Origin of the sequence: Cellulomonas oligotrophica, from assembly GCF_013409875.1 — a bacterium.
In the GTDB taxonomy this organism is placed as follows: Bacteria; Actinomycetota; Actinomycetes; order Actinomycetales; family Cellulomonadaceae; genus Cellulomonas; species Cellulomonas oligotrophica.
In genome coordinates, this window is the sequence record NZ_JACCBK010000001.1 from 1,431,593 (window position 1) to 1,453,068 (window position 21,476).

The following is a 21,476-nucleotide window of genomic DNA, read 5'->3' on the forward strand; positions in this document are numbered from 1 at the left end:
GGTCCCGCACCCCCTTCCCGGCCTCCCCCCGCGCCGCCATGATCGAGGTCCGACGTCCTGCCCGGCACCGTCCGAGGGCTCAGGTGCCACACCTCGACGTCCGGCGCGCCGCACGGCGTCCGGGCCGTGCGTCCGGGTGCGCCCACCACCGTGCCGCACCCAGGGGGCTGCTCGTGCTGCCGAACCAGATCCGCACCACCACCGTCACGCTCGGACCGTTCGTCGACGACGTCGGGGCCCCGTGGCCCGGGCGCGTCACCGTGACGTCGTCGACGCCGCGCGTCTGGGCGGCGACGGGCGCGGTCGTCGCGCCGCGCGCCGCACCGGTGCCGCTCGACGACGACGGGCGCGCCACGCTGACGCTGCCGTTCACCGACCAGCCCGGGTTCACCGACGGCGCCGGGCGGGCGCTGACGGGGTGGACGTACACGCTCGCGCTCACGCTCGACGGGCAGGAGTACGCCCGGCACACGTTCGCGCTGCCGTCGCGGCTCGCGTCGCCGGACGGCGTGCACGTCGACCTGCTGCCGGACGCCGCGACCGTGGGGGCACGCGGTGCGGGCTCCGCCGCCGACGCCCCCGCACCGGCGGGCCGGGCACGACGCGCCGGGGCCGACGGGCCGTCCGCGGGCACCGCGCTGGCCCCCGTCCCTGCGGGTCCGGACGTCCCGCCCGCGTGCGGGGTGTCGCGCCGCGACGCCTTCCGCGCCGGCATGGTCGCGCTGGGTGCGGGCGCGGCGATCAGCGCGTCCGCGTCCGCGTCCGCGGCCCAGGGCCCCGCCCCGGCCCGGCCCGCGGGGGTGCTCCCGCTGGCCCAGACCATCAACGACGACCTCGTGATCGGCTCGACGGCGACGCCGCGGACGCTGACCGTGAAGTCGTCGGGCGCCGGTGGCACCGAGTCCGGGCCGTCGTACTACGACTCCACCGGACGCATCGTGCTGGAGGCGTACCAGCCGCACTTCCGCTGGTACGGGGAGTCGATCCGCGTGCAGCTCAAGGACCCGCGCGCCAAGGGCATGCTCACGTACCAGGCGCACTGGCCGCAGCCGCACTACCCGGACGGGGACTTCACGGGCCGCCCCACGCACCCGACCTACCCCGTGACGATCGCGTGGATCGGTGCGCACTTCCTCGACAACGACGACCCGAGCCTGCTGCGGAACAACCTCAAGCACGGCCACCTGAACTTCGAGGTTCCCGACTCCCGCGGCGACCTGCAGACCCGCCTGGAGATCAAGATCATCGACACCACGACCGGCAAGATCGGCACCGACCGGTCGGCCGTGCGGACCAACATGGCCGACTTCGAGGTGGGCGTCGGCACGCAGCACGAGCAGATGCGGATCGTCGGCAACGACACCCGCCCCAAGGACCTCGCGTTCAGCCTCCAGCACGGGCCGACGCAGCCGCGGTGGGTGCTGCGCACCACGCCGCAGGGCGCCAACTTCCAGTTCCTGCGCTACCTGTCCGACGCCCGGCTCGTCGACGCCCCGCTGCAGCTCAACCGCGAGTCCGGGCGGGTCACGGTGGGCGGCGACGACGGCACCGCCGCGGGCCTGCTCGTGCGGCGCAACGGTGCGGCACCGGCGGTGATGGTCGAGACCCTGGCCGCCCGGGACGGGCAGGGCGTGCTCGTCCGGTCCGCGGCGGGCGACCTGCAGGCCACGGCGGTGCAGACCGACGTGGTCGGTGACACCCAGCGGCGGTTCGTCGTGACCGCCGACGGCACGCACCAGTGGGGTGACGGCGCCGCGGCCCGCGACACCCAACTGTACCGGCGGGCGGCGAACCAGGTCGGCACCGACGGCGGGGTGTTCCTGCGCAGCAGCAGCACCCCGGCGACCGCGTCCAACGGCGGTGTGCTGTTCGTCCAGGACGGGGCGCTGCGCTACCGCGGGTCGCGCGGGACCGTCACGACGATCGCACCGGCCTGAGCCGGGCGCCCGGACGGCCCGGGCGGCGGGAGGGGTTCCTCGCCGCCCGGGCCGTCGGGTCGCGCCCCGAGGGGCGGGAGGGTCAGCGCCAGCCGGAGCCGACGGCCTCGACGAGGTCGCCGTCCGCCGTGTCGCCGGACAGCTCCCAGAAGAACGCCCCGCCGAGCCCGCGGTCACGGGCCCAGTCCATCTTGGCGGTGATGGTCGCCGGGGTGTCGTAGCTCCACCACTGGGTGCCGCAGTGCGCGTAGGCGGTGCCGGCGACCGTCCCGGTGGCCGGGCAGCGCTGCACGAGCACCTCGTAGTCCTCGATCCCGGGCTCGTACGTGCCCGGTGCGGCGCCCGTCGCGGTGCCGCCGGGGGCGGACTGCGTGACGCCCGACCAGCCGCGCCCGTAGAACCCGACGCCGAGCAGCAGCTTGTCGGCCGGCACGCCCTTGGCGAGCAGCTTGTCGATCGCCGCCTGGGAGTTGAAGCCCGCCTGCGGGATGCCGGCGTACGAGGTGAGCGGCGAGTGCGGGGCCGTGGGGCCCTGCGGGGCGAACGCGCCGAAGTAGTCGTACGTCATCGGCATCAGCCAGTCGAGCTGGTCGGCGGCGCCCGCGTAGTCGGTCGCGTCGATCTTGCCGCCGTCGCTGCCGTCGGCCGTGATCGCCGCCGTGACCAGCGCGTCGTCGCCGAACTCGTCGCGCAGCGCGGTGACCACCCGGTCGAAGGCCTGCGGGCCGCTGGTGTCGCAGGTCAGCCCGCACGCGTTGGGGTACTCCCAGTCGACGTCGATGCCGTCGAACACGTCCGCCCAGCGCGGGTCCTCGACGAGGTCGTGGCACGAGCGCGCGAACGCCTGCGGGTCGGCCGCGGCCTGCGTGAAGCCGCCCGACCAGGTCCAGCCGCCGAACGACCAGATGACCTTCAGGTGCGGGTGCTTGGCCTTGAGCTCGCGCAGCTGGTTGAAGCTGCCGCGCAGCTCCTGGTCCCAGGTGTCCGCGACCCCGTCGACGGACTGCGCCGCCGTGTACGCCTTCTCGTAGTCGGCGTAGGAGTCCCCGACGGAGCAGCGCCCGCCGGTGGTGTTCCCGAAGGCGTAGAGGATGTGCGTGAGCTGGTCGGCCGCACCCGAGGTGTCGATGTCCTTGACGTGGTAGTTGCGGGCGTAGACGCCCCACTCGGCGAAGTACCCGACCACGCGGCCGTCCGTCGCGGGCGGCACCGTCGGGGTGCTCGTGGGCGTCGGGGTGGGCGTCGGCGTCGCGGTGGGCGTCGGCGTCACGGTCGGCGTGGGCGTGGGCGTGCTGCCATCACCGGTGCAGGACGCGCCGTTGACCGTGCAGCCGGTCGGCGCGCCGTAGGGACCGGAGGCGACGTACCCCCAGCTCTGGCTCGCGCCGGGGGCGAGCGCGCCGGCCCAGGACTTGGAGCGGAACACGTAGTGCTGGCCGGTGCGGACCATGTCCGCGTCCCACGCGCTGGTGATCGCACGACCCGCGGGCAGGTCCATCTCGACGGCCCACGACGGGATCGACGTGCTCGTGCCGTTGGTCACGGTGACCGCGACCTGGTGCCCGGTGAACCAGTCCCCCTGGGACGTGAACGTCACGGTGACGGCACCGGCGGCGGTGGCGGCCGGTGCCGCGGCGAGCCCGCCGACGACCACCGCGAGCGCGGCGACCACGGCGGCCAGCCCTCGCGTGCGCCGTCGGGGCGGGTGGTCGGTCCTCTTCTCGTCCGTGCTCCGTCGCATGGGGCGGCTCCCGTCGTCGAATATGTAAGGAAGACGTACAAATCGGACAGGTACGACGCTAGCCCGGTCGCTGGGAAGTGGTCAATCATCAGATGACCGAGGACCGCACCCCGCACACTCCTCGACCGGTCAAGCGGAGTGCACGTCTCCGCAGGTCAGAAGCCCTTCCATCACACGATCGGGTACACCTCGACGCGGCGGCCGGGGCCCGTCGGCGGACAGCTCCGTGGCCAAGTCATCGGATGGATGACCACGGATGGACGCGTGCAGACCTCCCGGACCACCCGCGCACGCAGCCGGCGCACCGTGGCCGCCCCGGCGGCACCTCGCTGCGGGACCTCCGGCGTCGGTCGCGCGACCGGGGCCCTTGGCGCGCCCGCGGCTCGCTGACCTGCGACGTCGTGTCGGTGGGGTGAGGCAGTATGCCCCTCTATGACCGTCGATCCCGGGCCCTCGGCCGAGGCCGTCCGGCGCGTGCGCACCGCGGCCGCCGCGTGGCGCCGCTCGCTGCTCAACGTCTCGGGCACGAACAGGCTGCTGCACCTGCACGACCGGTCGGCGACGATGCTCGACCTCGACGCCGCGCACGCGCCCGCGGTGGCGGCGCTCCGGGCCGGGTCGACCGTGCGCGTGCCGCAGCTGTTCCCCGCCGCGGGCGGGCGCACGGTGGCCGCGCGGACGCTGCGGGGCATCGCGGCCGGCGGGCGCACCGCGGCCGAGGAGCTCGGCATCCACGTCACGTACCTCGTGGTCGGGCTGGCCACGTGGGACGCCGACGCGACCGGTGCGCTCGACCCCGACGACGTCGCCGGGACCGACGTCGGCCCGGGCACGGACGCGGGCGACGCGGTCGCGGCGGGGCTGCCCGACGACCCCGCGGCCGATCTCGACCCCGCGCCGGCGACGCCACCCGCGACGCCGGCGGGCACCGTCGACGTCCCGCCCGAGGACGCGGACGAGGTCCCCACCGGCCGCGGGGCGCGCCGGGCCCCGCGGGCACCGGTGCTCATGCACCGCGTCGACGTGGTGCCGCGGGCGGGGACCGCCGACGGGTTCGAGCTGACCGTGACGGGTGAGCCCGAGGTCAACGCGGTGCTGCTGCACCTGCTGCGGCACCGGTTCGGCGTCGACCTCGACGAGACCGCGCTGCTGGAGCACGCCACCGACGACGACGCGGTGCTCGACGCCGTCGAGCGGGCGTGCGCGCGGGTCGTGCCGGGGTTCCGCGTCCAGCGCCGCCTCGTCCTGGGCAACGTGACGTACGCCGAGCGGCCGCTGGTCGAGGACCTCGCCGACGACGCCGCGGACTTCCTCGCCGCGAGCGACCTCGTGGCGGCGCTCGCCGGCGACCCGCAGGCGCTGGCGTCGGTCCGCACCGCGGGCGCCCCCGTCAGCGACGCGGCGCCGGACACCGCACCGCCGGGCGACGAGCACCTCGTGCTCGACGCGGACGGGTCGCAGAGCTACGTGGTCAACGCGATCGCGGCCGGGCAGAACCTCGTGGTGCAGGGACCGCCGGGCACCGGCAAGTCCCAGACCATCGCCAACGCGATCGCCGAGCTCGTCGCCCGCGGGCGGACCGTGCTGTTCGTCGCCCAGAAGCGGGCCGCGATCGAGGCCGTGCTGGACCGGCTCGACCGCACGGACCTCAGCCACCTCGTGCTCGACCTGTTCACGACGGGCTCCTCGCGGGCCGCCGTGGCGCAGGAGGTGCACGAGGCCATGCAGCGACGCACCCAGGTGGGCCGCCCCCAGGTCGAGGCGCTGCACGACGAGCTCGTCGAGCACCGCGCGGTGCTGGTGGACGCGCACGACGCGACGCACGAGGTCCGCGAGCCGTGGGGCCTGGCGCTGGCCGGCGGGCCGGACGGCACCTGGGGGCTGCTGGACTGGGCGGTCGCCACCCAGGCGCACGCCGACCGGCCGACCCGTCTGGACGTCGACGCCCTCGGCCGCTGGGACGCCACGACGCACGAGCGCCTGCGGTCCGCGGCCCGCGCGCTCGTCGACCTCGGCGGCGTCGGGCCCGGCCTGCGCGGGCCCGGGTGGTCGCTCCCCCACCTGCGGACCGCGCAGGCCGTGACCGCGGCCCACGGGGCAGCCACGACCGTCGCGTCCCGGCTGCCGCCCCTGGCCCGGCAGGTCGAGGCGCTGGCGGCGCAGGTCGGGGTGCCGGCGCCCACGACGTGGGCGGCGGCGGACGCGCTGGTCACGGACGCGGTCGCGGCCGACGCGCTGGCCCGCCGCGGGTTCGGCGCGGCGCTGGACCCGACCCGTGACGTGGCCGACCTGCGACGCACGGCCGCCGCGCTCGGCGGCCGGCCCGCCCGCCGCGACGCAGGTCTCGGCGCCTGGGAGGCCCGGGCGCTGGTGCGCCGCGCCCGCGCCGAGCACCCGGGCCACGACGACGCGGTGCTGGCCGCCGCCCACCTCGACGCGGTGGCGCTGCGCGAGCGGCGGCCCGCGGCCGCACCGCCGCCGTACCCGGTGCTCGCCGATCTCGCGGGGCCCTGGGCGCAGGTCCGGGTCGCGGTGGACCGGCTGCGGGCCGCCGTGCGGGACGTCCCCGTCGACGACGCCGCACCCGCCGAGCTCGCGGCCACGGCGCGCCGGCTCGCCGCCGACCCGGTGCACCGCCGGTTCCCCCGCCTGCACGCGCTGCGCGACGAGCTCGTCGGCCTCGGCTGCGCCGCGCTGGTGCAGGACCTGCACGACGACCCGCCCGCCGACGGCGACGAGGCCGCCGACCGGCTCAGCCACGCCTTCGCGACGACCCTGCTGGAGCAGGTCGAGGGGCAGGACCCCCGCCTCCTGGGCGTGGACGCGACGGTGCGCGACCGGGCCGCGGAGCGGTACGCGGCCTGCGACGCCCGGGCCCGGGAGCTCAACGCCCGCCGCATCGCCCGCGCGGCGGCCGAACGGCTCGCCGACGCCCTCGACGCGCACCCGCGGCAGGCGGAGCTGCTGGCCGCGCAGCTGCGCCGGCGCCGCGGCCTGCTGCCGCTGCGCGGGCTGCTCGCTCAGGCCCCGGACGTGCTGCTCGCGGCCAAGCCCGTGTGGGCGGCGTCCCCGCAGACCGTCAGCGAGCTGCTGCCGCAGGAGCAGGTCTTCGACGTCGTCGTGTTCGACGAGGCCAGCCAGATCCAGCCGGCCGCGGCGCTGCCGTCGATCGCGCGGGCCCGGCAGGTCGTCGTCGCCGGCGACAGCCTCCAGCTGCCCCCGACGACCGTGTTCACCACCACGCTCGACGGCGACGACGAGCCGGACGAGGACGGACCGGCGCTGGCGGTCCAGGACGCGGAGAGCATCCTCGACGCGGTCGAGGTGCGCCTGGGCCCGCAGCGGTCGCGGCACCTGTCGTGGCACTACCGCTCGCGCGACGAGCGCCTCATCGCCACGTCCAACCGGTGGGTGTACGAGCCCGTGGGCCGGCAGATGACGACGTTCCCCGCGGCCGACGGTCCGACGTCGCTGCAGCACCTGGTGGTGCCGCGGTCGCGCGGGGTCGGGCGGCACAACCTGTCGCCGCGCGCCGAGGTGCTCACGGTCGTCGACCTCGTGCTGGAGCACGCGCGCACCCGGCCCGAGGAGTCGCTGGGCGTCATCGCGTTCGGGCAGCGGCACGCCCAGCGGCTCACGGACGAGCTGGAGCGGCAGCTCCAGGACGCGCCGGACGCCGTGCGGGCCTGGTTCGCGCCCGACCGCGACGAGGCGTTCTTCCTCAAGAACATCGAGCGCGTCCAGGGCGACGAGCGGTCACGGATCATCCTCACCGTCGGCTACGGGCACGGCGACGACGGGCGCCTGCGGCACGCGTGGGGCCCCGTGCTCCAGGCCGGTGGGCACCGGCGCGTCAACGTCGCGATCACCCGGGCCCGGCGCGACCTGCTGCTGGTGACGAGCTTCCGGGCCGACGAGGTCGACGAGCGCGCGAGCGACGCCGAGGGCTTCGCGCTGATGCGCAGGTTCATCACGTTCGCCGCGACGGCCGGCGGGTCGTTCGGCGACGAGGGGCCGACGGGCACGCCGCTGAACCCGTTCGAGCACGACGTGCTGCGCCGCCTGCAGGAGGCGGGCCTCGACGTGACCGCCCAGTACGGGGTCGGCGGGTACCGCCTGGACTTCGCGGTGCGGCACCCGCACCGGCCGGGCCGGTTCCTGCTCGCGGTCGAGGCCGACGGCGCGTCGTACCACTCGGGCACCACGGCCCGCGAGCGCGACCGGCTGCGACAGGAGGCCCTGGAGGCGCGGGGCTGGCGGTTCGTGCGCGTGTGGTCGACCGACTGGTTCCGCGACCCGGACGCCCAGGTGGACCGGGTGCTGCGGGCCTACCGGGCGGCGCTCGACGAGGAGGACGCGGCCACCCGCGCGGCCGACGGCACGCGTGGGCCGGACGCGTGGGAGCGGGCCGAGGAGCCGTCAGGCACGGCGGGCGTGCCCTCGCCGGCGCCGACCGGGCGGCGCGGGCCCCGGCCGCTCGTGCCGCCCGGGCACGACCTGGCCGCGTACACGGACGTCGAGCTGGACGCGATGGTCCGGTGGGTCACGAGCGACGACGTCGTGCGCACGAGCGCCGAGGTGTACGAGGCCGTCAAGCGCGAGCTCGGGTTCCAGCGCAACGGGTCCGCGATCGTCTCCCGCATCGGCGCCGCCGTGGCGCGCCGCCTGGCCGACGCCGACGCGCGACGATAGGCCCGTGCCCGCCCGCGCCCGCCCCGCGCTGCCGACCGCCTGGCTGCTCGTCGCCGGGCAGATGCTGCTGCTCGCGGCCCTCGTGCTGCTCCCGGCCGGGGACGCGTGGCCGGTGCCCGGCTGGTTGCGGGTGCTGGGGGTGGTGTCCGTGGCGGCCGGCCTCGTCGTGGTGCTCGTCGCCGCGACGGCGCTGGGCCGGGGCCTGACCGCGGTGCCGCTGCCCAACCGGCACGCGGTGCTGCGCACGGGCGGGCTGTACCGGTGGGTGCGGCACCCGGTGTACTCGGGGCTGCTGCTCGCGGCGACGGGCGTCGTCGCGGTCTCGGGCAGCGCGGTCCGCGCGGGTGTGCTCGTCGCACTGGTGGCGCTGCTGCACGTCAAGGCACGGTTCGAGGAGCGGCACCTGACCGACCGGTTCGAGGGCTACGCGGCGTACGCGGCCCGCACGCCGCGGTTCGTGCCGTCGCTGCGGGGCGCCGGTCGGCGCCCCGGGCGGCTCACAGAGGGCTGACCGCACCCATCGCGGCGTCGAGCAGGTCGGCGAGCCGCTCGGCCGGGCGCCCGACCCAGGCGAGCTGGGCCGCGTCGAGGCACGCCAGGGCGGCGCCGGCGAGGGCCAGCACGCGGGCGTCGTCGGCGGTGACCGCGGCACCGGGGACGGACAGGCGCGCCGCGAGCACGGGCGCGAGCAGCTGCTCCCAGCGGTGCCGGCGCTCGGCGGTGGCGGCGCGGACCGCGGGCTCGTCGCGCAGCATCGTGACGAGCGGGCGCACCTGGGCCGCGTCGGCGTCCTGGGGCACGACGACGGCGTCGAGCGCGTCGCGCAGCGCACGCCAGGCGGGCAGGTCGGGCGCGGCGCCCGCGAGCCGGTCGGCAACGGCGGGCCCGTGCTCGAGGAGGCGTTCGAGCAGCAGCTCGTCCTTGCTGGCGACGTAGCGGAAGAAGGTGCGCGGCGACATGCCCGCGGCCTCGGCGATCTGCTCGACCGTCGTCGCCTCGTACCCCTGCTGGGCGAACAGCGCCCACGCGTGCGCCGAGACCTCGTCCCGCACCGCTGCCCGTGCGCGTCCCCGCCACCCCGCTCGACCGTCCACGCCTCCGGACCTTAGTCTGTTGACACCGTCTGCCACATCTGGCAGCCGCTGCCAACAGAAGAGGACGAGACATGACGACGATGCGAGCGGTCCGCACCGGGGCACCGGGCACGGTCGAGCTGGTGGAGGTCGCACGGCCGACGCCCGGCCCGCGCGACGTGCTGGTGCGCGTCCGCGCGTGCGGGATCTGCGGCACGGACACGTTCTTCGTGCAGGCCGGCGGCGCCCCGCTGCCGACGGGCACGGCCCCGCTGATGCTCGGCCACGAGCCCGCGGGCGAGGTGCTCGAGGTCGGCGCCGACGTCGTGGGCGTGCACGTCGGCGACCACGTGGTCGTCAACCCGATGGCCGCACCCTCCGGGCTGATCGGCACCGGCGGACCGCTCGGCGGCATGGCCGAGCTGCTGCTCGTCGAGGACGCCGAGCTCGGACGTACCCTGCAGACCGTCGACCCGGCCGTGCCCTTCTCCGTCGCGTCGCTCAACGAGCCCATGGCCGTGGCGCTGCACGGCGTGAACCGGCTCGCCCCCACGGAGCAGGAGCAGGTCGTCGTCTTCGGCGCCGGACCCATCGGCCTGGGCGCCACGATCTGGCTCAAGCTCCGCGGCGTGCGGCACGTCGTGGTCGTCGACGTGCAGCCCGACCGGCTCGCCACCGCGCTGGAGGTCGGCGCCGACGCGGTCGTCGACTCCTCCCAGGAGGACGTCGCGGCCCGGCTCACCGCACTGCACGGCTCCGCGACCAACGCGCTCGGCCAGCCGCGCCCCGCGACCGACGCCTACCTCGACGCCGCCGGCGCCCCGCAGGTGCTCCAGACCGTGCAGGCCACGGCCCGGTGGGGTGCACGCCTCGCGGTCGTCGCCGTGCACAAGAAGCCCGTCGACCTCTCCGGCATCCTGCGCAGCGAGCTGACGATCCTCGGCTCGATGGGCTACCCCACCGAGATCTTCGACGTGACGCCGCAGCTGGCCGAGCACTGGGAGCGGTTCGCCCGGATCATCAGCCACACGGTGCCGCTCGACGAGGCGCAGCGGGCGTTCGACCTGGCCCTGACGCCCGGCGCCGCGTCCAAGGTCGTCGTCGTCGACGAACGCTGACCCGCCGCCCCGCCCTCCGCTCCCCCTCCGAGAGGACCCGCATGCCCGCCAGCACGCTCGACGAGCGCACCGCCCTGATCGTCGTGGACCTGCAGCACGGCACCGTCGACGGCCCCAGCGTCGTCCCCACCGGCCCCGTCGTCGCGAACGCCGCACGCCTCGCCGCCGCGTTCCGCGCGCACGACCTGCCCGTCGTCGTCGCCACCGTGCGCGGCGGCCCGCCGGGGCGGATCGGGGTGCTGCAGGGCCGCCCCTCACCGGCGACCGACCTCGGCGAGGTCGTGCCCGGCCTCGGCACGGCACCGGGCGACCTGCACGTCACCCGGACGGGGTGGAGCGCGTTCGCCGGCACCTCGCTCGCCGGGCTGCTGCGCGAGCGGGGCGTCACGCAGGTCGTCGTGGTCGGCATGGCCACGGGCATCGGCGTCGAGTCGACGGCCCGGCAGGCGTACGACCTGGGCCTGCACGTCACCGTCGTGCAGGACGCGGTCGCCGACCGGTTCGCCCAGGGCCACGAGCGCGCGCTCGGCCTCGTCCTGCCGATGCTCGGCGAGGTCGCGACCACGGACGAGGTCGTCGCGCTGCTCGACGCCCGCGCGTCGTAGCCCGCGCCCGCCGCCCAGGGGTGCCCTGGGCGGCGGGTTTGCCCGGGCGGTGTGCCGCAGAGCACACTGCGACCGGTGGAGACCATCCGCACGGGCACCAGCGAGTACGACCGGTTCGGCCCGTGGATCGACGAGGTGCGCGGCCCCGACGACGTGCCGCGCCTCTTCCGCGGGCACGCCCTCGACCTGGACGCGGCCCGCCTGGTGCTGAAGGTCCCCCGCAGCATCGCCCGCCGGGACGCGACGCCGGACATGGACCTGTACGACCACCTGCTGGTGCTCGGCGCGGAGAGCCTCACGGTGCTCAGCCGCACCGCACCGGACCGGCGCACCACCCCGTACGGCGCCGGCTACGCCGAGCAGACCGTCCCGCTGCACGAGATCGCCGTGGTCCACGACGTCGTCGACCTGCTCCACGGCCGCCTGACGATCCGCACGACGCGAGGCAGCGCCGTGACGGTCGACTACAACGGGTCGGCCCGCGCGCACGTCACCCGCCTGGTCGGGGCGCTGCGCGACGCCGCGTCCGCCGCACCGCCCTCCACGGTCGGGGCCCTGCTGGCGGACGCGGGCCGCGCCGCGGTGACGGACGGTGCGACCCGCGACCTCGGGCGCGACGACCAGGCCCTGGAGGCGGACTTCCGCGAGGTCGCGGGCGTGGGCGCCCGGCTCGCGGTGTGGGCGGCGCACGGCCGCCGCCGCCTCGTGCCGCGCGGCACCGGGTGGGACGGTCTGGTGCACCGGCTGGCGCACAGCCTCTCGCCGGCGACGCTCCAGGGCGCCGTGCTCGCCGGGGGTGCGGGCGCGCTCGAGGTCTTCGGCCGCAGGGAGCAGGTCACCCGGGGCACCACGCCCGTCGTGTCCTCGTCCCGCCTGGTCGTGCCGCTGGGCACCCTCACCCGGCTGGACGTCGGAGCGGACCCCCGGTACGAGGGCACCGTGGTGGTCGGCCTGCACACGACCGCGGTCACCACGACCCTCGTCGTCCCGGAGGACTCGGCCGCCGCGCGCCTCGTCGCGGGCGTCACGGGCACGTCGGGCGTGGCACGCGCCCGCTGACCCGCTCGGCCGGACGCCGCGGCGCCCGCTGCCCGACCGTCAGTCCTCGATGACGTCCAGCCCCTGCTCGCGCAGGCGCGTCAGGCTCGTCAGCATCTGCTGCACCGCCTCCGGCGGGTGACCCTGCCAGTCGCGCAGCTCGTCGACCACGCGCAGCGGGTGGTGCGTGCGGTACGACGCCGTGGGGTTGCCCGGGAACCGCTTGTCCGTGACGTTCGGGTCGTCCTCGAAGGGCCCCTGCGGCTCGACGACGTAGATCCGCCCGGGACCCGCGCTGCCGTCCAGCGCAGCGGCCAGCTGCGCACCCCAGGCGGCCGTGCTCACCAGCGTGGTGAAGTAGACGTGCCGGAGCACCCGGTCCTGGTAGTGCGACCGGTGCCCGGGGACCAGCGCGTCCCCGACGTCCAACGACGCCGTCGTCCCGTGCAGGAACGGCCCGACGACGTGCCCGCACCGCTCGTACGTCACCGGCACGCGTGCGCCCTCCTGCTCGTCCATGCCGATCCCCTCCCGCAGGTCGCCCCGCCCCTCCTGGACAGCCGTCGCCGCGGCCCGTCAGCGCAGGGCCCGCATGCACCGCACTACCGGCCCGCCCAGAGCTCCTCGAGCGCGCGTCCGCACCGACGGTCGACGAAGATCTCGCGGTCGTTGACCCGCAGCCTCGAGAAGAGCACCCCTTCCGACACCACACGGCACGCCACAGGCACCTCCTGCCAGTCCACGCGCACCGCCGCCGACGCGACCGACGTGAACTGGAAGCCGAGAGCGGCGACGTCCTCACCGTAGGCGAGCTGCCCGACCGGCGACAGACGCGCGAGGAGCCTCCCGCTCCCCGGGAACGCGGTGAGCTCGACCAGGACGACGGGAAGTGCGGCAGCGACAGCCAGGAGGCGCCCGACCCCGGCATCATGCCGCACCCCGCCCGGGGAGGGTGCCGGGGCGGCGGGGACGAGCTGGCAGGGCCTCCGTTGATGTCGTACATCGCCGACGTGGCGACGGCACCGATGCGCGTGTCGACCTGCGCGGCGTTCCGCGCGAAGCCGCCGCTCCCGCAGACGCCGACGCGGGCGCGGTCGACGTAGGGCAGGGCGCCGAGGAGGTCCACGCAGGCGGAGAAGTCCTCGGCGAAGACGTCCGGGGACGACACGTGGCGCGGCTCGTCCGCGCTCTCGCCGTTGGAGGACGGGTCGAACGCGAGGGCGACGAAGCCGCGCCGGGCGAGCTCGTCCGCGTAGACGCCGGGTCCCTGCTCCTTCACGCCAGGGACCGGGACGCCCCGCGGCCCGCCGCTCCGTGCCGGGAACAGCGGCCGCACCTCGGGGCGTTGGGGCGGGCGTGAGCACAGCGACCAGCAGCACACCGGCAGAGCCGCAGCCCGTGACGTTCGGGATCGACACGTTCGGCGACGTGACCGTCGACGAGCAGGGCGCCCCGGTCCCCGCGCACCAGGTGCTGCGGGACGTCGTCGCGGAGGGCGTGCTGGCCGACCGGGTGGGCATCGACCACTTCAGCGTCGGCGAGCACCACCGCGACGACTACGCGATCTCCGCGCCCGAGGTGGTGCTCGCGGCGGTGGCGGCGCGCACGGAGCGGATCACCCTCGGGTCGGCGGTGACGGTGCTGAGCTCGGACGACCCCGTGCGGGTGTACCAGCGGTTCGCGACGCTCGACGCGATCAGCGCGGGGCGGGCCGAGATCACGGTGGGGCGCGGGTCGTTCACGGAGTCGTTCCCGCTGTTCGGGCACGACCTGGGCGACTACGAGGTGCTGTTCGAGGAGAAGCTCGACCTGCTGGCCCGGCTGCGCGAGGAGGGGCCGGTCACCTGGACGGGCAGCACCCGGGCACCGCTGCGGGGGCAGCGCGCGTACCCGACGACGGAGCGCGGCGCGCTGCCGGTGTGGGTGGGCGTGGGCGGCAGCCCGGAGTCGGTGGTGCGCACGGCGACGCACGGGCTGCCGATGATGCTGGCGATCATCGGCGGTGCGCCGGCGCGGTTCGCGCCGTACGTGGACCTGTACGGGCGGGCTGTCCGTCAGCTGCACGGCGAGGACGCCGTGGTCCCGCCGGTGGGCGTGCACTCCCCCGGGTTCGTCGCCGACACCGACGACGAGGCGCTGGACCTGATGTTCCCGCACTTCAAGGCCAACCGGGACCGGATCAGCCGCGAGCGCGGGTGGCCTCCCACGAGCCGCGCGGAGTTCGAGCGGGAGGCGTCGGAGGGCGCGGTGTTCGCGGGGTCGCCGGAGACGGTGGCGCAGCGGATCGCGTCGACGGTGCGCACGCTGGGGGTGCAGCGGTTCGACCTGAAGTACTCCAACGGGCCGATGCCGCACGCGCAGCTCGCGCACGCGATCGAGCTGTACGGGACGCAGGTGCTGCCGCGGGTCCGCGAGCTGCTGGCCGAGGGGTAGTCAGGCCGGCGGGGGCGTGGGGCGGGCGTCGCCGGCGAGGTGGGCGCGCTGCCCGTCGCGGTCGAAGATGCTGAGGATCTCGACGGGGCCGTCGTGCGCGAGGATCGCGTGCGGCAGCATCGTCGAGAACTCGGCGGCCTGGCCGGCGTGCACGAGGACGACGCGGTCGTCCAGGTGCAGGCGCACGGTGCCGGACAGCACGGTGAACCACTCGCGGCCGGGGTGCACGCGCGGGCCCTCGACGGGGCGCTCGGCGGTGATCCGCATCTTGGCGACCGAGAGTCCGTTGAGGTCGCGCTCGCGCGAGAGCAGCCAGGTGGTCAGGCCGGGCGTGCTCTGCGGCTCCGGGCGGATCACGACGTCGTCGTCGTCGCGCTCGACGAGGGCGTCGATGGTGGTGCCGAGCGCGCGGGCCAGGGGCACGAGCTGGTCGAGGGCGATGCGGCGGTGGCCGGTCTCGATGCGGCTGAGCGTGGACGGGCTGAGGTAGCAGCGGGCCGCGAGCGCGTCGAGGGACCACCCGCGGGCGACGCGCAGGCTGCGGATGCGGTGCCGGACGACCTGGTCGAGATCCTCTTCTTGCGTCATGCGCAAGACTGTATGCGTTCAGCGCATGCGCTGCCTACCGTGGTCGCATGACGACGCCCCCCGCTCCCCCCGCCTCGCAGCGCACCGCCCCGGCCCGCACCCCCGACGCGGTCCACGACGTCGTGGTCGTCGGCGGCGGCGCCGCGGGCCTGGCCGCCGCGGTCGTGCTCGCCCGCTCGCTGCGCACCGTGGCGGTCGTCGACGCCGGTGCGCCGCGCAACGCCCCGGCCGCGGGCGTGCACAACCTGCTGGGCCGCGAGGGCACGCCGCCGCGCGACCTCGTCGCCGCGGGGCGGCGCGAGGCCGAGGGGTACGGCGCCGAGGTCGTCGCCGACCGGGCGGTCGCCGCACGGCGCACGGCCGACGGGTTCGCCGTCGACCTGGCGTGCGGCGGCACCCTGCACGCGCGGCGCCTGCTGCTGGCCACCGGGCTGGTCGACGAGCTGCCGGACGTGCCCGGGCTGCACGAGCGGTGGGGCCGGGACGTGCTGCACTGCCCGTTCTGCCACGGGTGGGAGGTGCGCGGCACACGGGTCGGCGTGCTCGCGACGTCGCCCGCCGCGGTGCACCAGGCGCTGCTGATGCGGGCCCTGACCCCGGACGTGACGCTGCTCCGGCACGCCGGCGGCCCCCTCACGGCGGAGGACGAGGAGCGGCTGGCGGCGCTCGACGTGCGCACGGTGGACGGGCCGGTCGTGGGCCTGGACGTCGTCGACGACGCGCTGCGGGGCGTGCGGACGGCCGACGGGGGCGCCGTGGCGCTCGACGCGCTGGTGGTGGCCCCGCGGTTCGTGGCCCGGGGCGCGCTGTACGAGCAGCTCGGCGGCACGCTCGTGACGACGCCGCAGGGCACCCACGTGCCGACGGCGCCGGGCGGCCGGACCGACCTGCCGGGCGTGTGGGCGGCGGGCAACGTGGGCGACCTGTCCGCGACGGTCGCGGTGGCCGCCGCCGCGGGCATGCAGGCGGGCGCGGCCCTGCACGGGGACCTGGTGACGCAGGACGCCGACGCCGCGGTGGCCGCCCGACGGGCAGCGGGGCGCTCGGTGCCGCCGGCGGGACGGGAGGTCGTCAGCCCGACGGGGTGACCCGGCCGTCGGCGAGGCGTGTGGCGAGGTCCTCGGGCGAGGTCGGCTCCGCGAACCAGGGACCCTGCCCCGCGTGGAACCCGTGGGCCGCCGCCGCGACCACGTCCTCGGCCGTCCGCACCCCCACGGCCACGAGCAGCCGGTCGGCGTCGCCCTGCCGGCGCCGACGCCCGCCCAGCAGCGGGTCGTGCCGCAGCGCGCCCGAGGCGAGCAGCGCGGCGGGAGCCCGCACGGCCCGCACGGGCACGCCCAGCGCGTCGGGGCTGCGGACGTCCGCCTCGAGGTCGACGCACACGCCGAGCCCCTGGCGCGCCACGCCGGCGAGTGCCTCCCGCACGTCCGCCACCAGCAGCGCGGACACGGGCAGGGCGACCACGAGGTTGGCCCGCGGCACGCCGGCGGCGCGGGCGGCGCGCACGAGGGCACCCGTCCCGGCGAGCGACTCCAGCAGCCTGCCGGGAGCGCGCGCCAGCACGAACGTGGAACGGTCGACGAGCCCGGACCGGCGCCACCGCCCGAGCTGGCGCAGCGCGGACGCGACGAGCCACTCCCCGACGGGGTGCAGCAGCGCCGAGTCCTCGACCTGCCCCACGACGTCGTCCACGCCGACCTCGTCGAGCGCGACGAACACCTCGACGCCCAGGACCCGACCGGAGCCGAGGTCCACCACCGGCTGGTGGCGCAGCGCCAGCCGGCCGTCGCCGAGGGCCCGGCGGACCTGCCGCAGGACGCGGGCCCGCTCCTCGGCGCGGGCGCCCCACGCGGGGTCGAACACCTCGACGCGCCCACGCCCGCGCCGCTTGGCCTCGTACATCGCGGCGTCGGCCTCGCGCAGCACGCGGTCGACGTCGTCGGTGCGCTCGCCCGTGACCGTCACGCCCACGGAGACGCCGACGCGCACCTGCACCTCCAGGCCGTCGACGTCGATCACGATCGGGGCGCCGAGGGCGTCGCGCAGACGCTCGGCGAGCCGGCGGGCCGAGGGGACGTCGGCGACGCGCGGGCAGACCACCACCAGCTCGTCGCCGCCCCACCGCGCTGCCGTGTCCCCCTCGCGCACGAGCGACCGCAGGCGGCGGCTCACCTCCACGAGCACCTGGTCGCCGGCGGGGTGCCCGTACGTGTCGTTGACCTCCTTGAAGCGGTCGAGGTCGGCGAACAGCACGGCGACCCGGCCGCCGTCGTGGCGCGCCAGGTCCGCGAGCGCGAGGCGCAGGTGGTCCGCGGCCAGGTGCCGGTTGGGCAGCTGGGTGAGGGTGTCGTGCATCGCCTGGTGCGCGAGCTCCTCGCGCACGGCCCGCGTCGACGTGACGTCCTCGGCGTGGACGATGAGGTCGCCCTGGCCGCCGCCGCCGTCGGCGACCTGGACGGCCAGGTGCACCCAGACGACGTCGCCGTCGCCGCGCACGAGCCGGGCCTCGCACGTGCCGCGGCTCTCCTCCCCGGCGAGGAGCCGCTCGACGAGTGCCGCGCACACGGGTCGGTCGTCGGGGTGCACGAGGTCGACGAGGGTGGCGCCCATGAGGTCGGACCAGCGCAGGTCGAGCAGGGACTGCAGCGCGGCGTTGACCTCGACGAGGGTGCCGGCGCGGGGTCCGGCGCCCAGCGCGACGGCCATCCCGACGGGGGCGTCGTCGAACGCGGAGCGGAACCGCGCCTGGGTCTCGAAGAGCGCCTCGGTGGCGACGTCGACCTGCTCGGCGAGCACGCCGAGCTCGATGCCCATCGCGGCGCGCGTGGCCATGGCCCCGAGGAAGTCCCGCTCGCCCGGGTCGGGCTCCAGGGGGACGCGGGCGTCGGCGAGCAGCACCATCGCGAGCACCCCGAGGGTGCCGTAGACGCCCTGGAGGGACCACAGCAGCACGCCGTGCGCACCGAGGTCCGCGAGGGCGTCGCGCAGGGCGGGCGGCGAGCCGACGGCGCGCAGCAGGTCGGGGACGGCGCGGGCCGCGTGGTGGCCGGGCGCGAGGCCGTCGGCGAGCTCGGCGAGGCCGAGGTCGAGGTCCGGCCCGGCGGCGTCGAGCGCGTCCTGCAGGCGTGCCCGGACGTCGGGGTCGGGGTGCTGCACCCGGCCCGCGTCGAAGGGCGCGCCGGCGCCGACGCGCGCGAGGACGAGGGTGCTCGCGTAGGTGGCGAGCGAGGCGGCGACGGCCTCGCCGAGCGGCGCCCCGCGCAGGGTCCCGTCGGCGGTCAGGGCCGCGACGGCGGTGACGCGCCGGTCGAGCACCCGTTGCGCCGAGACGTCGGCGCCCAGCACGAGGGTGCCGCGCACGGGCCCGTCGGCGCCGTCGAGCACGGGCAGGACGACGACGTCGAGGACCTCGGCACCGTCGACGAGCTCGAACCGGCGCCCGCGGTCCCCGGCGAGCACGTCGCGGACCGCGTCGAGCAGGGCGGCCGGCCCGGCGACCGGCTCGCCCGGCCGGACCACCCAGGGTGCCGTCCCGGCGGGCGCGGTGCGGTGCGCGAGCCGTCCGCCGACGAAGCGCGCGCGGGCGTCGGCGTCGGTGGCGAGCACGATCATCCGCGCACGGGCCGCCAGGTACGGCAGCGGGTCGTCGAGCACCGCGTCGACGCCGGCGGTGGCGACGACGGGCAGGGTCGGGTCGCCCACGACGCCGCGCGCGTGCTCCGGCCCGGGCTCGCCCATGGGCCCACCTCCGTCCGGGTGCGCCCCCTGCGCCGACCCGCGGGGCCCGCACCTGTGCGGGCCCGTCCCGGGCAGTGTCCCACCGCGGGCCCGGACACGGGCAGACGTCCTGGACGACGCCCGGGTGACGTACCGGGTGAACCTGGCCCGGGAGAGCGGTTCCGCGGGTGCACGGGGGTGTGACTCGACGCATCATCGACCTGACATCTCGCGACGAAGCCTGGAAGGGGTCACCGATGCACGTCGTCGACGGATCCGAGGCCTGTGCCCGACCCGCAGGGTGCAGCCGGTGAACGGCGGCCCCGGTTCCGGAGCGGCGGACACCGCCCTGGTGCACGTGCGCGAGGTGGTCGTGCGCGCCCTCGACGACCTGCGCCGGCGCAGCGGCCTCGACAGCTGGATGCTCGCCCACCGCGACGGCGACCAGCAGGTCGTGCTGCACGCCGTCGGCGCCGCCCTCGCACCCCCCGGCACCCCGGTCCCGTGGGACGAGACGTTCTGCGCGCTCCGCGCGGACGACGGCGCGCCCCAGGTGGCGGGCGACGTCACCCAGGTACCCGCGTACGCGTCCCTGGCCGCGCGCCGCTCGCCCGAGGTCCGGGCCGTCGTGACCGTGCCCGTCGTCTCGCCCGACGGCGAGCAGGTGGGCGACCTGTGCGGCCTGGGCACCCGCACGGTGCCCGACCTCGAGCAGCACCGGGAGGCCGTCGAGCTCCAGGCCGCGCTGATCGGCTCGCTCGTCGCCTTCGAGCGGCACGTCATGCGTGACCGCCGACGGGCGGAGCAGGCCGAGCGCGCCGCCCGCACCGACCCCCTGACCGGCCTGGGCAACCGACGCACCTGGGACGACGCGGTCGAGGACGAGGATGCCCGGGCCGCCGTGCTCGGCACCCCCGTGGGCGTCGTCGTCGCCGACCTCGACGGGCTCAAGCACCTGAACGACGCCGAGGGCCACGCCGCGGGCGACACCGCGCTGCGGGCCGCCGCCCAGGCCCTGCTGGACGTCACCGACGCGGAGCACCTGGCCGCGCGGCTCGGCGGCGACGAGCTCGGCCTGCTGCTGCCCGAGACGGACGCGGCCGGGACCGCGGACGTCGTGCAGCGCCTGCGCGCCGCGTGGCGGGCCGCCGGGGTCGAGGTGTCCGTGGGCTGGGCCGTGCGCGACGCCGGCCGGGGCCTGCGGGACGCCTGGCGCGAGGCCGACGCGGTCATGTACGCGGACAAGGGCCGGCGGCACGCCGACGCCCGGCACGCCGCCCCCGTGGTCCCCCGGGCGGGCGACGCCCCCGCCCGGCCGCTCGTCGACCACGACCAGGTGGTCCGCGCCCTGCGGACCGACCCGACGGGCGACACCGCCGGCGACGTCGACGCGCTCCTCGAGCTCGTCACCGCCCAGCTCGGCCTGGACGTCGCCTACGTCAACGAGCGCCGCGACGACCACTGGCGCATCCGCAACGTGCACGCCGACCCCACCGCCGACCTCGAGGCCGGCGACCTGTCGGAGACCACCAACAGCTACTGCGAGCTGCTCGTCACCGGTCAGATCCCCGCCGCCGTCCAGGACTCCCACGACGTCCCCGCGCTCGCCGCGCTGCCCGCGACGGCGGACCTGGGGATCACCGCGTACGTGGGCACGCCCCTGCACCGCAGCGACGGCTCCCTCTACGGCACCCTCTGCGCGTACGCGCACGACGCCGAGCCCGCGCTGGGCGAGCGCGACGCCGGGGTGCTGCGGGTCGTCGGCGGGCTCGTCATGAGCATCGTCGAGCGCCACGACCGCGAGGACCGGTTCCGGCACGACCTCCTCGAGCGCCTCGACGGCCTCGCCGCCGCGGGCGGGCCCCGGATGGTCTTCCAGCCCGTGGTCGCGCTCGCCGACGGGCGCGTCGTCGGGCACGAGGCGCTCAGCCGCTTCCCCACCGGCGACCCGGCGGAGTGGTTCGCCACCGCGCGGGCCGCCGGGCTCGAGGAGGACCTCGAGCTCACCGCCGTCCGGTCGGCGCTGACGCGGCTGGGCGACGTCCCCGGGTTCCTCGCCGTCAACGTCTCCGCCCGCACCGCAGGGCTGCCGGCGCTGGGCCGGGCGGTCGGCGGCTGCGACCCCGCGCGGGTCGTGCTGGAGCTGACCGAGCACACGCCCGTCGACGACTACCCGGCGCTGCGCCGCACCCTCGCGCCCCTGCGACGGGCGGGCGTGCGGATCGCCGTGGACGACGTCGGCGCGGGGTTCGCGAGCATGCGGCACGTGCTGGAGCTCGTGCCGGACGTGCTCAAGCTGGACATCAGCCTCGTCCGCAACATCGCGACGGACTCCTCGCGCCAGGCGCTGGCCGCGTCGATGCTCGCGTTCGCCGACAAGACCGGTGCGCAGGTCGTGGCCGAGGGCATCGAGACGGCCGACGAGCTGGACTACCTGCGGACCATGGGCGTGGGCCTGGGGCAGGGCTACCACCTGGGCCGCCCCGCACCGCTCGCCGCGTGACGGCCACGCCGCGGCGCGCGGCGGGACGGAC

At 76.7% G+C, this 21,476-nt stretch carries 15 protein-coding genes; 9 read left to right on the top strand and 6 right to left on the bottom strand.

The window, feature by feature from the left end; translation table 11 throughout:
- Positions 1–173 precede the first annotated feature (173 nt).
- Positions 174–1,937, top strand: a complete 1,764-nt coding sequence (locus BKA21_RS06350) for a hypothetical protein (RefSeq protein ID WP_179625323.1) — start codon at positions 174–176, stop codon at positions 1,935–1,937.
- Between the two features lie 82 nt (positions 1,938–2,019).
- Here BKA21_RS06350 and BKA21_RS06355 read toward each other — a convergent pair whose 3' ends face one another.
- Positions 2,020–3,678 carry a glycosyl hydrolase family 18 protein gene (locus tag BKA21_RS06355; protein WP_140457475.1) on the bottom strand — a complete coding sequence of 553 codons (1,659 nt, stop codon included), beginning with the start codon at positions 3,676–3,678 and terminating at the stop codon, positions 2,020–2,022.
- Between the two features lie 432 nt (positions 3,679–4,110).
- Between BKA21_RS06355 and BKA21_RS06360 the strand changes: the two genes are divergently transcribed.
- Both BKA21_RS06360 and BKA21_RS06365 read left to right on the top strand, forming a co-directional pair.
- The gene (locus BKA21_RS06360) at positions 4,111–8,370 is read left to right on the top strand and encodes a PDDEXK-like endonuclease domain-containing protein (RefSeq protein WP_140457476.1); all 4,260 of its coding nucleotides are present in this window, start codon (positions 4,111–4,113) and stop codon (positions 8,368–8,370) included.
- A gap of 4 nt (positions 8,371–8,374) precedes the next feature.
- Positions 8,375–8,881, top strand: a complete 507-nt coding sequence (locus BKA21_RS06365) for a methyltransferase family protein (protein WP_140457477.1) — start codon at positions 8,375–8,377, stop codon at positions 8,879–8,881.
- On the opposite strand, the gene BKA21_RS06370 is transcribed toward BKA21_RS06365, so the two are convergent.
- Positions 8,868–9,464 carry a TetR family transcriptional regulator gene (locus BKA21_RS06370; RefSeq protein ID WP_179625324.1) on the bottom strand — a complete coding sequence of 199 codons (597 nt, stop codon included), beginning with the start codon at positions 9,462–9,464 and terminating at the stop codon, positions 8,868–8,870. The two genes, BKA21_RS06365 and BKA21_RS06370, sit on opposite strands and share 14 nt — an antisense overlap.
- 71 nt (positions 9,465–9,535) lie before the next feature.
- On the opposite strand from BKA21_RS06370, the gene BKA21_RS06375 reads away from it, so the two are divergent.
- The 3 genes from BKA21_RS06375 (at position 9,536) to BKA21_RS06385 (ending at position 12,225) form a co-directional block, all read left to right on the top strand.
- Entirely contained in the window at positions 9,536–10,561 is a 1,026-nt protein-coding gene (locus BKA21_RS06375) for a zinc-dependent alcohol dehydrogenase (RefSeq protein WP_140457479.1), read from the top strand.
- Between the two features lie 41 nt (positions 10,562–10,602).
- Positions 10,603–11,166 carry a cysteine hydrolase family protein gene (locus BKA21_RS06380; RefSeq protein ID WP_140457480.1) on the top strand — a complete coding sequence of 188 codons (564 nt, stop codon included), beginning with the start codon at positions 10,603–10,605 and terminating at the stop codon, positions 11,164–11,166.
- 75 nt (positions 11,167–11,241) lie between these two features.
- Positions 11,242–12,225, top strand: a complete 984-nt coding sequence (locus tag BKA21_RS06385; protein ID WP_140457481.1) for a hypothetical protein — start codon at positions 11,242–11,244, stop codon at positions 12,223–12,225.
- A 39-nt stretch (positions 12,226–12,264) separates the two neighbouring features.
- Here the strand turns inward: BKA21_RS06385 and arr are convergent, their stop codons facing one another.
- Together arr and BKA21_RS06395 are read right to left on the bottom strand one after the other, a co-directional pair.
- A complete protein-coding gene (arr, locus tag BKA21_RS06390) occupies positions 12,265–12,723 on the bottom strand; it encodes an NAD(+)--rifampin ADP-ribosyltransferase (protein ID WP_140457482.1) in 459 nt (152 codons plus the stop codon).
- Between the two features lie 83 nt (positions 12,724–12,806).
- The gene (locus BKA21_RS06395; protein ID WP_140457483.1) at positions 12,807–13,142 is read right to left on the bottom strand and encodes a hypothetical protein; all 336 of its coding nucleotides are present in this window, start codon (positions 13,140–13,142) and stop codon (positions 12,807–12,809) included.
- A gap of 418 nt (positions 13,143–13,560) precedes the next feature.
- On the opposite strand from BKA21_RS06395, the gene BKA21_RS06400 reads away from it, so the two are divergent.
- Positions 13,561–14,637 carry an LLM class flavin-dependent oxidoreductase gene (locus tag BKA21_RS06400; RefSeq protein WP_140457484.1) on the top strand — a complete coding sequence of 359 codons (1,077 nt, stop codon included), beginning with the start codon at positions 13,561–13,563 and terminating at the stop codon, positions 14,635–14,637.
- On the opposite strand, the gene BKA21_RS06405 is transcribed toward BKA21_RS06400, so the two are convergent.
- Complete coding sequence (locus tag BKA21_RS06405; RefSeq protein ID WP_140457485.1) at positions 14,638–15,225, bottom strand: helix-turn-helix domain-containing protein; 588 nt, start codon at positions 15,223–15,225, stop codon at positions 14,638–14,640.
- A gap of 47 nt (positions 15,226–15,272) precedes the next feature.
- Between BKA21_RS06405 and BKA21_RS06410 the strand changes: the two genes are divergently transcribed.
- On the top strand, positions 15,273–16,313 hold the full coding sequence (locus tag BKA21_RS06410; RefSeq protein ID WP_140457486.1) for an NAD(P)/FAD-dependent oxidoreductase: 1,041 nt from the start codon (positions 15,273–15,275) through the stop codon (positions 16,311–16,313).
- Here BKA21_RS06410 and BKA21_RS06415 read toward each other — a convergent pair.
- The gene (locus tag BKA21_RS06415) at positions 16,297–18,963 is read right to left on the bottom strand and encodes a diguanylate cyclase domain-containing protein (protein ID WP_140457487.1); all 2,667 of its coding nucleotides are present in this window, start codon (positions 18,961–18,963) and stop codon (positions 16,297–16,299) included. The genes BKA21_RS06410 and BKA21_RS06415 overlap by 17 nt on opposite strands.
- A gap of 289 nt (positions 18,964–19,252) precedes the next feature.
- On the opposite strand from BKA21_RS06415, the gene BKA21_RS06420 reads away from it, so the two are divergent.
- The gene (locus tag BKA21_RS06420) at positions 19,253–21,445 is read left to right on the top strand and encodes an EAL domain-containing protein (protein ID WP_140457488.1); all 2,193 of its coding nucleotides are present in this window, start codon (positions 19,253–19,255) and stop codon (positions 21,443–21,445) included.
- Positions 21,446–21,476: the final 31 nt, after the last annotated feature.

Excerpts from the sequence above, each read along its gene's own strand:
- BKA21_RS06375 (WP_140457479.1), top strand. The coding sequence starts at position 9,536 with ATGACGACGATGCGAGCGGTCCGCACCGGGGCACCGGGCACGGTCGAG.
- arr (WP_140457482.1), bottom strand. The coding sequence starts at position 12,723 with ATGGACGAGCAGGAGGGCGCACGCGTGCCGGTGACGTACGAGCGGTGC.
- BKA21_RS06380 (WP_140457480.1), top strand. The coding sequence starts at position 10,603 with ATGCCCGCCAGCACGCTCGACGAGCGCACCGCCCTGATCGTCGTGGAC.
- BKA21_RS06415 (WP_140457487.1), bottom strand. The coding sequence starts at position 18,963 with ATGGGCGAGCCCGGGCCGGAGCACGCGCGCGGCGTCGTGGGCGACCCG.
- BKA21_RS06405 (WP_140457485.1), bottom strand. The coding sequence starts at position 15,225 with ATGACGCAAGAAGAGGATCTCGACCAGGTCGTCCGGCACCGCATCCGC.
- BKA21_RS06410 (WP_140457486.1), top strand. The coding sequence starts at position 15,273 with ATGACGACGCCCCCCGCTCCCCCCGCCTCGCAGCGCACCGCCCCGGCC.
- BKA21_RS06355 (WP_140457475.1), bottom strand. The coding sequence starts at position 3,678 with ATGCGACGGAGCACGGACGAGAAGAGGACCGACCACCCGCCCCGACGG.
- BKA21_RS06360 (WP_140457476.1), top strand. The coding sequence starts at position 4,111 with ATGACCGTCGATCCCGGGCCCTCGGCCGAGGCCGTCCGGCGCGTGCGC.